9 protein-coding genes are annotated in these 10,870 nt (G+C 28.0%); 7 read left to right on the top strand and 2 right to left on the bottom strand.

Translation table 11 applies throughout. The features are described 5' to 3' along the window. Positions 1-201: 201 nt before the first annotated feature. Complete coding sequence (locus EG57_RS0223260) at positions 202-2,196, top strand: methyl-accepting chemotaxis protein (protein ID WP_032079478.1); 1,995 nt, start codon at positions 202-204, stop codon at positions 2,194-2,196. A gap of 26 nt (positions 2,197-2,222) precedes the next feature. Next, positions 2,223-3,269 (top strand): PocR ligand-binding domain-containing protein, encoded by a 1,047-nt coding sequence (locus EG57_RS0223265; protein WP_032079479.1) that lies wholly within the window; start codon positions 2,223-2,225, stop codon positions 3,267-3,269. Between the two features lie 79 nt (positions 3,270-3,348). Here the strand turns inward: EG57_RS0223265 and EG57_RS0223270 are convergent, their stop codons facing one another. Beyond that, complete coding sequence (locus tag EG57_RS0223270) at positions 3,349-4,455, bottom strand: MGDG synthase family glycosyltransferase (protein ID WP_032079480.1); 1,107 nt, start codon at positions 4,453-4,455, stop codon at positions 3,349-3,351. A 231-nt stretch (positions 4,456-4,686) separates the two neighbouring features. Here EG57_RS0223270 and EG57_RS0223275 point away from each other — a divergent pair, with 231 nt between their 5' ends. Together EG57_RS0223275 and EG57_RS0223280 are read left to right on the top strand one after the other, a co-directional pair. Beyond that, the gene (locus tag EG57_RS0223275; RefSeq protein WP_032079481.1) at positions 4,687-6,063 is read left to right on the top strand and encodes an MFS transporter; all 1,377 of its coding nucleotides are present in this window, start codon (positions 4,687-4,689) and stop codon (positions 6,061-6,063) included. A 181-nt stretch (positions 6,064-6,244) separates the two neighbouring features. Then, entirely contained in the window at positions 6,245-7,135 is an 891-nt protein-coding gene (locus EG57_RS0223280; protein WP_032079482.1) for a GNAT family N-acetyltransferase, read from the top strand. A gap of 44 nt (positions 7,136-7,179) precedes the next feature. Here the strand turns inward: EG57_RS0223280 and corA are convergent, their stop codons facing one another. Beyond that, positions 7,180-8,244 carry a magnesium/cobalt transporter CorA gene (gene corA, locus EG57_RS0223285; protein ID WP_032079483.1) on the bottom strand — a complete coding sequence of 355 codons (1,065 nt, stop codon included), beginning with the start codon at positions 8,242-8,244 and terminating at the stop codon, positions 7,180-7,182. 323 nt (positions 8,245-8,567) lie between these two features. Between corA and EG57_RS0223290 the strand changes: the two genes are divergently transcribed. The 3 genes from EG57_RS0223290 to EG57_RS0223300 all read left to right on the top strand — a co-directional run bounded on the left by EG57_RS0223290 (position 8,568) and on the right by EG57_RS0223300 (position 10,700). After that, positions 8,568-9,479, top strand: a complete 912-nt coding sequence (locus EG57_RS0223290; RefSeq protein ID WP_032079484.1) for a DMT family transporter — start codon at positions 8,568-8,570, stop codon at positions 9,477-9,479. Positions 9,480-9,674: 195 nt separating this feature from the next. Beyond that, entirely contained in the window at positions 9,675-9,974 is a 300-nt protein-coding gene (locus EG57_RS0223295) for a hypothetical protein (protein WP_029163826.1), read from the top strand. A 315-nt stretch (positions 9,975-10,289) separates the two neighbouring features. Further along, positions 10,290-10,700 (top strand): hemerythrin domain-containing protein, encoded by a 411-nt coding sequence (locus tag EG57_RS0223300; RefSeq protein WP_032079485.1) that lies wholly within the window; start codon positions 10,290-10,292, stop codon positions 10,698-10,700. The last annotated feature ends 170 nt before the right edge of the window (positions 10,701-10,870 follow it).

A 10,870-nucleotide genomic window follows, 5' to 3' on the forward strand; every position in this document is an offset into this window, starting at 1 on the left:
TACAAAATATCTATTTTGTTCTAATAAATAATATAGTTTTAAAAAAAAGATGTCAAAGGTAAAAAAAGTAATAATCTTATGGTTTATGTTTAGTTGAAATAAATTGTGAAAAAGTACATTTTTCACTAATTAAACTCAAAGTTTAAGTTGATTATAAAATATTCGATAAAATATTAAGATTATCATAGAAGGAGAATTTTTATGAAAAGTATTAAATCAAAAATAACATTAATAATTTCTCTGGTATGCATTTTAAGCTTATTGATATCATCGTTAATTACTTATTCAATATCTTATAATTCTATAATGAAAGAATCTAAAAATGGACTTTTAACTTCAGCAGATAAGTATTCTGAAATAATTAATGGTTGGCTGGATGGACAAGGAAAAATAGTTAATGAAATTGGTGATTCTATAGAAAATATGGATAATTTAGATGATGGAAAAATCAAGACATATTTCAAGAAAAAAATGCAAAACAATTCATATGCTTCAGAGATTTACATAGCATTTGCCAATAAAAAAATGCTTGTTGGAAGTGATTGGATTCCGCCTACAGATGTGGATTTTACACAAAGAGTTTGGTATAAAGATGCTGTTAAGAAAAATGGATTAATTTACTCAACTCCATACATGGATGCCAAAACTAAACAAATGATGGTTGGTATAGCTAGGCCTGTAACTAAAAATGGCGAGTTAATTGGAGTGCTAGGTTGTGATATTAAAATAGGAACGATCACAGAGATTCTTGAAAAGGCAAAGCCTATAGAAAATAGTTATGCTTTTCTAATTGATAATGAAAATAATTTTTTAATTCATGCCAATAAGGATTTTAAACCTACCGAGAAAGGTGCTCAAAATGTTAATAAAGTTATGAATGGGCAGTTTTCTAAAATTTTAAGTGATAATATTAGTACCTTAAAGGATTATGATGGAAAGGAAAAATATTTTGTAACTTCTAAAGTGAAAATAAGCAATTGGACAGTTGGTTTTTCAGTACCTGTAACTGAAGTAATGAAACCAATGAAAAAATTGGTGATAGCTTTTGTTTCAATAATGGCTGCAGCATTATTAGTGGCTGTTGCAGTTTCTATATATTTTGGTAAAAAAATAGGTGATCCAATAGTAACTTTATCAAAATCTATGAAAAAAATAAGTAATTATGATTTAACTTATGATAATAGCTGTGAAGTTTTATTGTCTCATAAGGATGAAATAGGACAGCTTTCAAATTCATTTATTATTATGCAAAAGGAATTGATCCAACTGATTAAAAAGATAATGGATGGTTCTCAAGATATGAGTGCTTCTAGTGAAGAACTTTCAGCTACTACTGAAGAGTTGACATCAAAATTTAATGAGATAAATGAAGCAACTAAAAATATAACAGATACAATACAAGAAACAAGCGCTTCTTCAGAAGAAATAACTGCATCTATAGAAGAAGTTAATTCAAATATTGTTGAACTGTCACAAAAGGCATTAGAAGGAAGTACAGTTGCAAATGAGTCTAAGGAAAGAGCAATAGAAGGTAGTAATAAAGGAAAAGCATCTATAGAGAAAACAAGAAGTATTTATGAAGATAAAAAACAAAAAATACTAAAATCAATAGAAGCAGGAAAAGTGGTAGACAATATAAAGGATATGGCTGAATCCATAGCAAATATAGCAGAACAAACAAATTTACTTGCTCTTAATGCTGCTATAGAAGCAGCTAGAGCTGGGGAGCAAGGTAAGGGATTTGCAGTAGTTGCAGATGAAGTGAGAAGTCTTGCAGAGCAGTCATCAGAATCAGTAATAGTTATTCAAAACACTCTTGAAAAAGTGCATCAAGCATTTAAGGATAGTGCAGATAATAGTAATGATATCTTGAAATTTATAAATGAAAATGTAGATCCTGAGCTTGGAGAATTTAAGAATATGGGAAATCAATATTATAAAGATGCAGAGTTTATAAGTAAAATGTCAGGTGAAATAGCATTAATGTCTGAAAAATTGAATACAACAATAGGACATGTAAATGGATCAGTACAAAGTATGGCAGGAAATGCTGGAAAATCATCTGAAAATGCAGAGACTATAAAAGCAAGTATTGAAGAAACATCAAAGGCTGTAGAGCAAGTGGCTATAACAGCTCAAGAACAAGCAGAATTTGCGCAAGGTCTTAGTGATATGATTCAAAAGTTTAAAATTTAAATTTATTATATTTTGGAGGAATTATTATGTCAAAAACAGTTAGTAGTAATGATGTTGATTTAAATTTAATAGAGATAAAGGATGTTATTAATATTGATTTACTTCAAAAATTTCAAGATAATTTTGCAGAAAGCATGGATATTGCTAGTGTAACCGTAGATATTAATGGAAAACCAGTAACTAAGCCAAGTTCTTATACAGATTTTTGTTTAAAACTCACTCAATCTACTAAGGTAGGTGATGACAGGTGTGCTGAGTCACATAAAAGAGGCGGTGAAGAAGCTGCAAGAACAGGAAGACCATATGTTTATACTTGTCATGCAGGATTAATTGATTTTGCTGCACCTATATTAGTAGAAGGTAAACAAATTGGAACAATTTTAGGAGGACAAATATTAACTTCTGTTCCAGATGAATCTAATCTTAGGAAAACTGCAAATGAAATAGGAGTTAATGAAGATGGATATATTGAAGCAGCAAATAAAGTAAAGGTTACTACTGAAAAAAGTGTAAGAGCAGCTGCAGAAGTTCTGTATATAATTGCTAATGCTTTATCAAAAATAGGCTATGAAGAATTAAAAATTAGAAATATGTCACAAGTGCTTTCAGAGAATTTTAGTCAGATTTCAGCTACAATGGAGGAGTTGTCGGCCTCTTCAGTTAATGTTACTAATAATCAACATTCTTTAAGTGAAGAAATAGTTAGTGTGAAAAATATATCAATAGAAATTAATACGATACTTGATTCAATAAAAAGTATAGCTGACCAAACAAAAATGCTTGGCTTAAATGCAGCTATAGAAGCAGCTAGGGCAGGAGAAGTTGGAAGAGGTTTTGGTGTTGTTGCAACAGAAATAAGAAACTTATCTCAAAATTCTAAAGAAACAGCTTTAAGAATATCAGATCTTACAAGTAAGATAGAGAATTCTGTAGATAAAACTATAGAATCATCCAATTCTACATTGGAAAATACAGAACAACAATCTGCTGCAATTGAAGAAGTTACTGCAAGTTTACAAGAAATTACAGAGTTTGTTGATACATTAAATAAGTTAGCAAATTCTAATAATTAAGATTAAATCATTAAATTTATTTTTTATGAAAATGACATTCACATGAAGTTACAGTGAATGTCATTTGTGTATACCTAAACTAATCATTTTTAAGAATACTTAAAATAAAATTTGTAATATCTCTAGCAGCATTGGGATTATTATAATTGGCTTGAGATTTCTTTATTTTATTTAATCTTTCTGCATTGTTTTTTAGTAAATCTTCTATGGTATTCTTCATTTTTTTCACATCTGTACATATTGCTGCTAGATTATAATCTTCAGCAAATTTGGGGTTGCCTTCTTCCTGTCCAGGTAAAGCACCAGTTATAACTAAAGGTGTATTGCATGCTATGGATTCCATCATAACATTTGGACTTCCTCTTGTAAAAGCAATGTCAGAAGAAAACATTAATTCTTGTATGTTTTCCATGAATCCATAAATTTCAACTTTATCACCATACTTTTCTGATAAGGATTTGTTAAGTGAATTTTTAAGTCTTGTATTTCTACCCGCAATAATTCTAACAATGCAGTTAAAATTGGTAAGAAGAACTTCAGCTATTTTTCTCATATTGCCTACGCCTTCTCCACCACTCATTATTAAGCATTTCAAAGGCGTATCTACCTTATAATCACTATGTTCTCCATGATTATTAAATCTCGAACGTACAGGAAAACCTAAAACTTTTATTCTTTCTTCTGGAACTCCAAATTTTATGCATTTGTCCTTTGCTTCTATTGTTGGACTTATAGTATAATCAGCCCTAGGCTCTGCCCAAAGAGGATATATACTTACTAAGTCTGCTATTAAAGTAATAAATGGTATTTTAATTTTATTTTCTTCCAATACATTAATAACAGAACCATTGAAATTAGGATGAACAGATAAAATTAAATCAGGATGTATTTGTTCTATAAGCTTCATTAGGTTATCTTTTATTATCAATTCAATGAATTCATTAACTAATACTGGTTTTAAAGTAGACATATTCCACACTAATTCCCATAAACTTTGAGATTTTCTTGTTATAGGACCATAAGATTTTCCTATCTTTAAAAGAGTATTACCACCTAATGAAAATCCATCTACAACATGAATATTAACATCATTGTTCTCAGAAAAAACTTCACATAAGGATTCAGTTATGCTTTTATGTCCATGTCCTGTGTAATTAGAGGAAATAATAAGTATGCTTTTGGCCATAATAAATATCATTCCTTTCTTAAACATACAGTTATAATAAGAATTTAAATATGTAAAAATGAATTTAAATTGCCCTGATTTAAGCAAAAAACCTTTTTATTTAATTATTTTGCGTTAAAAATTAATTTTTTATGTAAGTTTGGTAGAAACTATAGTTTAATAGATAATTATTTTGAATATGTGTGAACTTATGAGAAGAGGTGAAGATTTACGAATAAGGAAAACTTAAAAATGATATATACCATATTTGTTTTTGTGGCTTTGGCTGCTTTTGATAACATTATTATAGGGTTATTTCCACCACTATTTTCTTCTATAGCTAAGGAATTAAATGTGAATTTATCTGCACTTGGAGTTGTTTCTGCTGTTAATATTTTAGTTACATCAGTTTCGTCAGTTTATTGGGGATATCTTTCAGGAAAGTTTAAAAGAAAAGGACTTATCATTATAGGTACCATAATTTGGTCAATATCGGTTTTTTTAACATCTATAAGCAGCAGCTATTTGCAACTTTTGATTTTTCAAATTTTTACTGGAATAGGACTTGGATGCATAGCATCAATTGGATTTAGTGTTTTAACAGATTATATTCCTCACAAAAAGCGCGGTATGATTTTAAGCCTTTGGGGAATGTCTCAAGGCTTTGGAGGAATTGCAGGATCATTAATGGCTTCTCTTACTACTGCCTATGCAGGATGGAGGAGGCCCTTTAAGATTGTAAGTATAATAGGTTTTTTATTGATTATTTTATACCTTTTTATAAAGGAACCTACATTAGGAGAAGCTGAACCTGAGTTGAAGGAGCTTATTAAAGAAGGTTATGAATATAATTACAATATAGAATTTAATCATTTATATGAATTGGCTTCAAAGCACAGCAATATTTTATTGTTTTTTCAAGGTTTTTTTATGAATATTACAACTGGAAGCTTGATATGGCTTCCGACACTGTATATTTCAAAAATACAACACATAGGATATGATAATAAAACAGCAATAATTGCTTCAGGTTTTCTTTTTGCTATATTTCAAATAGGTGGATTAACGTCTTCGTATTTTGGTCACCTTGGTGATAAAGCACAAAGAAAAAATTATAAGGGAAGAGCTGTATTAACTTCATTTTTTGTTTTTATTACAATACCATTTTATATACTAATATTTGTAATCCCAATGAAAAATTTATTATTGCCCGGGAATTATAATGCTTCTCTAATTTTTTTTAGTTTATTAAGAGAAATAATTTTAAATCCATGGATTACTGCAATGTTTATTTTATCTTTTTTTGCTTCAGCAGCACAATCTGCAAATACACCAAATTGGCTTGCATTGATAACAGATGTAAATCTTCCAGAGCATAGAGGAACTTCCTTTAGTACAGCTAATCTGGCCAATAGTTTAGGAAGAACTTTAGGAAATGTTGGAGTTGGAACACTTTTAGCTGCTGTATCTAGATATTCAGGAGAACCTAATAACTATATAATTACTTTGTCAATATTTCAATTGTTTCTCATTCCATCAGCTTTTTGCTATATTAAGATGGCTAAAAGTAATGAAAGGGACATTAGCGAAGTTAAAGCAATTCTTTATAAACGATCAAAGTTAACATGATTTGGTGGCAATTTCTAACTTGAAAAGATAACATAATCAGGAAAATAGGGGCATAAGATATTTTCATAATTATCTTTATATGAAGTTTTTAAATAATGATAATTCATGTTTCCCAATGTTGTAGTATATATTTGAATATGGTATAATTTTGTTGATATTATCAACAAAAGGTGGGATTAGATTGGATAGTGTGGAAATAGTTAGAAAAGAACTTCGATTAATTATAAGGGAATTAGGTTTACTTAATCATGATTGTCTAAATTCTGGATTAACGTTAGCTCAAGCACATATATTGAGTTACCTTAAACAAAATGGAAGTGTTCCTTTTAGTGAATTGGTAATACAATTAGGAGTTGATAAGGCTTCATTAAGCAGGATTCTTAATAATTTAGTAACTAAAGAGTTTATTAAAATAGAAAAATCCAAAATTGATAAAAGAATGAAATATGTCAGCATTTTATCGTTAGGTATGGAAGCTATAATAAATGGAGATTGTAAGTCAAATAACTTTATTGATGAAATTTTAGATTTAGGATGTAAAGATGTTAATGATAATATTGCAAAGTCATTAAAAGATTTTCGTATTCTTGCATTAAAAAATAATCTTATAAAAGATAACTCTCGGATAAAAATGGAAAAAGTTTCATTAAATCATATGGATGATGCAATTAGATTAGCAGTAGAAGTATTTAGTTATGAGCAAAATATTCCTGAAAAATTAATGCCTATAAGTGAAGAATTGAATCCAATTTGGTGGGGTGCAAGAGTAGGGGAAGATATTATAGGAATAATAGCTGCTTGGACTGAAAATAATCAATGGCATTTGGGAAGATTTGCAGTTGATAAAAGACTAAGAGGCTTAGGTATAGGCAAAAAAATGCTTGCATTTTCACTAAATGAAATTTTTAATCTTGGTGCAGAAAAGGTTTTTGCTGAAGCTAGGGATATAACTATGAAGATTTTAGAACAATTTGGTTATGAAACTGCAGGGAAAGCAATAGACTTTTATGGTGAGCCAGTTACACCTATTGTAATAAAAAAGTGTGATTTTATGAGTAAGGTAAAGCCATGAGCATAATGCGAGGCTTTGCTTCGTATTATGCTTATTTGAAAAACTTAAATCCACATTTTCTTTTTAAAATATCTAACCATTAGTAATGTGATTATTACTACAATAACCCAAAAGAAGCCATAACCATAAGGCAATTCTAGCTCTGGAATGTACTTGAAATTCATGCCATATACTCCAGCTAAGAATGTTATAGGAATAAAAATAGTTGATATTATGGTTAGTACCTTCATAACATCATTTGTTTTATTGCTTATACTAGAAAGATAGGTATCCAGCATGCCAGACAGCATATCTCTATATACTTCTATGGTATCAATTATCTGTATAATATGATCATATACATCTCTTAGATATACAATAGTGTTTTCAGTGAAATGGGAGTTATCACCTCTTATAAGTATACTTACAACTTCTCTTAAAGGCCATATGCAATTACGCAAAAAAAGCATTTCTCTTTTAAGATTATGTATACTTTTTAAAATTCCTTTTTCAGGTTTGTTTATTAGTTGATCTTCAACAAAATCTATTTTGTTTCCAAAGTTTTCAAGCATTACAAAATAGCTGTCTACAATTGCATCTATTAAAGTATAGAGAAGGTAATCAGCACTTAATTTTCTTATATTTCCGTTAGAAACTTTAATTCTATTTTTTACATTGTCAAAAACACCTATATCTCTTTCTTGAAAACTGATAATACAATTGTCAATGAAAACGAAGCTTACCTGTTCAGATTTTATTTTCTTTAAATCCTTATTATAGGTAAGTACTTTAAGTACAATAAATATATAATTATCATAGTCATCAATTTTGGCTCTTTGACCTGTATTTAGTATATCTTCAAGTAAGAGAGGATGAAGTTTAAATTGTTTACCTATTTTTTCTATAATAGAGATATCCTGAAGTCCTTCTATGTTTAACCATCTTACTTTTTCATCATTAAAATTGGAAAAACACTTGTCAATATTATGTGTATGCAACGTTTCTTCAGTTTCATTATTATACTGAATAAGCGTTATTTCTGACTTTTCCTTAAATTTGTTGCCAATATGTACAAGTGTTCCAGGTGCAGAACCTACCTTTTTAGGATTACTAACAATATATCTGCTCATGTATTTTCACCACCATAATAACCTAATGTGTAATTCATAATATATTTATTACGAATTATATTAACTAATATAATAATTTTAACACTAAAAATTAAAACCTCAACTTTTTTAAAGTAAAAAAGCTTTTAGATTTTTGTTTACATTGTATCATTTATAGCTTTATAGTATACTTACTTTATGAGTGTTTTACTAAGTGATTTTATACTTAATAATGAACTTTGTACAAGCCAATGAATTAATAATAGGTCGCTGCATTAGCGGCCTTTTTACTTACATAAATCAAAATTTTTTATATTCAGAAATGGAAAGGAATGATTATCATTATGGGGAATAAGTCAAATATTCTTCCTTACATAACTGCACTAGCAATGAATTTTATTTTTGGATTGAGTTTTCTGTTTTCAAAGAGAGCATTAAGTGTAACTGATCCTATAACTCTTCTTTCTTTTAGATTTTTAATTGCTTTTTTAGTTATGACATTGCTTATAGTTTTTAGAGTGATTAAGGTAAGTTATAAGAATAAACCTATAAAATGGCTTGTTATCCTTAGTTTTATTGAACCTGTAATTTATTTTATATTTGAAACATATGGGCTTCAAAGAACTGCATCTTCAGTAGGAGGTCTTATGATTGCACTTATACCTATGGCGGTTACCATTTTAGCAGTGTATTTTTTAAATGAAAGGCCATCTATAAAGCAAAGTATAAGTATAATACTATCTGTAGCTGGAGTGATCTTAATAGTTGTAATGGGAAGTTCTGATGAAAAGGAGAGTTCTGTTTTAGGTGTGATGTTATTATTAGGTGCAGTATTTTCAGCTGCATTTTTTAATATAATATCAAGAAAGATATCAAGAAAATTTAATGCCATTGAAATAACATATTTTATGATGTTTTCAGGAGCTGTATGCTTTAATGTAATTTCAATTTCTAGACTTTTAATAGATAAAAAGTTATCATATTATTTCAAACCATTAAGCAGTGCGATATTTATAAACTCAGTATTATATCTTGGAATTTTATCATCTATAGTAGCATATTTCTTAGCTAATTATACACTTTCAAAAATGGAAGCTTCTAGATGTTCAGTGTTTGCAAATATATCAACTATTGTGTCCATTATAGCAGGAATACTTGTATTACATGAAAGTTTTTATTTTTATCATATAATCGGTGCAATCATGATATTAGCTGGGGTATGGGGAACAAATTATTATTATCAAAAATCTAATTAATGTGAGTTAAATTGAATATATTAATGAATTTATTTGTTCTAATTAGGTACACTATTGTAGATAAATGTAGTTAAATAAAATTTAATATTGTATTTTATTATTTTGTTGAGTAAATAGGTTTAATTTAAACACAATATATGATATACTATATGTATATATGTGAGAGCTAATTATACAATTAGGAGGTATAATTTTATGATAGCATTTAAAACTATGTGGAATGATGTATGCGGAAGTATTTCAAATAATAAAATTGAAGATATTGAGATATTGGAAGAATTTAAAAGTGGATTTGTAGTTAAAGATAAAGAAGATACTCACTTTGTAACTAAGGATGACTTTGTAGACTTTTGGTGTAATATGCTTTGCTTTAATAAAGTTGAAAAAGATAGCATATTAAAAGAAGAAAAACAAAAGTTAAAATATGTTTACGAAATTGTAAAAACACTACCTTATATAAATGAAAAAGAAGGTATATTAAGATTAAGTGAATAGTTTTTTAGATCTTGTATACGATTTTATAAATTAATATAGCTTAATTATTTAAATGTTGAATATAAATAATTAAAAATACCATTTAGTAACATCCCATAAGCTTTGCTGCATTTTTTAAATTATAGATAATAATTTAAAAAATTGTGGCAAAGCTTATTAAACGTAATTTAAAAGTTATTATTGTTGATATTTGATAAAATTCATCATTTGTACCATTGGTTACCGAATTAAGTTAAATATTATAATATACTTAAAGCAGGTAAAATAATATCAATAACTTAAGTCCATTTTTTAGTGAAAGAAGGGAATTGGAATATGATGAATATTAATAATCTTGTACGACAGCATGAAGCAATACGTGAAAATGTAAAAACAATAGAAATTTTAATTAACAAGAATAATATAGAAAATGATTCTTTTGAAATATCTAAAAATATTAATTTACTAATAGGGGTATTAAAAGTTCATTTACAATCAGAGGATAATTTCCTATATCCTCAATTATTAAAAGATGATGATGATAACCTTAAAGATATGGCTAAACATTATATAAATGAAATGGGAAATATAAGTACAGAGTTTGAAAAATATAGAGCTCAATTTAATACTAAAACTAAAATTAATGATAATATTGAAAATTTTAAAAATCACACAGCTGAAATTATAAAAGTTCTGAAAAATAGGCTGGATAAAGAAGATAAGTACTTATATCCACTTATCAAGTAATTTTTAATATTATGGTCTCAACTTTCACACTTAATATGAGCACATTGCGACGCAAAGGTGCAGTGGAAGTTTGAATTTTAACTTTTACTCAGTGATATATGATAAGTGTTTCATATATCACTGTATAAAAGTTAAAATTCAAACTAGTAACTTCAAGTGTACACATATAA

The sequence above is a fragment of the Clostridium drakei genome, from assembly GCF_000633595.2.
Lineage (GTDB): Bacteria > Bacillota > Clostridia > Clostridiales > Clostridiaceae > Clostridium_AM > Clostridium_AM drakei.

What these genes read in the sequence shown, in the direction of transcription:
- corA (WP_032079483.1), bottom strand. Translation starts at nt 8,244, where the DNA reads ATGAGCAGATATATTGTTAGTAATCCTAAAAAGGTAGGTTCTGCACCT.
- EG57_RS0223270 (WP_032079480.1), bottom strand. Translation starts at nt 4,455, where the DNA reads ATGGCCAAAAGCATACTTATTATTTCCTCTAATTACACAGGACATGGA.
- EG57_RS0223260 (WP_032079478.1), top strand. Translation starts at nt 202, where the DNA reads ATGAAAAGTATTAAATCAAAAATAACATTAATAATTTCTCTGGTATGC.
- EG57_RS0223275 (WP_032079481.1), top strand. Translation starts at nt 4,687, where the DNA reads ATGATATATACCATATTTGTTTTTGTGGCTTTGGCTGCTTTTGATAAC.
- EG57_RS0223300 (WP_032079485.1), top strand. Translation starts at nt 10,290, where the DNA reads ATGATGAATATTAATAATCTTGTACGACAGCATGAAGCAATACGTGAA.
- EG57_RS0223290 (WP_032079484.1), top strand. Translation starts at nt 8,568, where the DNA reads ATGGGGAATAAGTCAAATATTCTTCCTTACATAACTGCACTAGCAATG.
- EG57_RS0223265 (WP_032079479.1), top strand. Translation starts at nt 2,223, where the DNA reads ATGTCAAAAACAGTTAGTAGTAATGATGTTGATTTAAATTTAATAGAG.
- EG57_RS0223295 (WP_029163826.1), top strand. Translation starts at nt 9,675, where the DNA reads ATGATAGCATTTAAAACTATGTGGAATGATGTATGCGGAAGTATTTCA.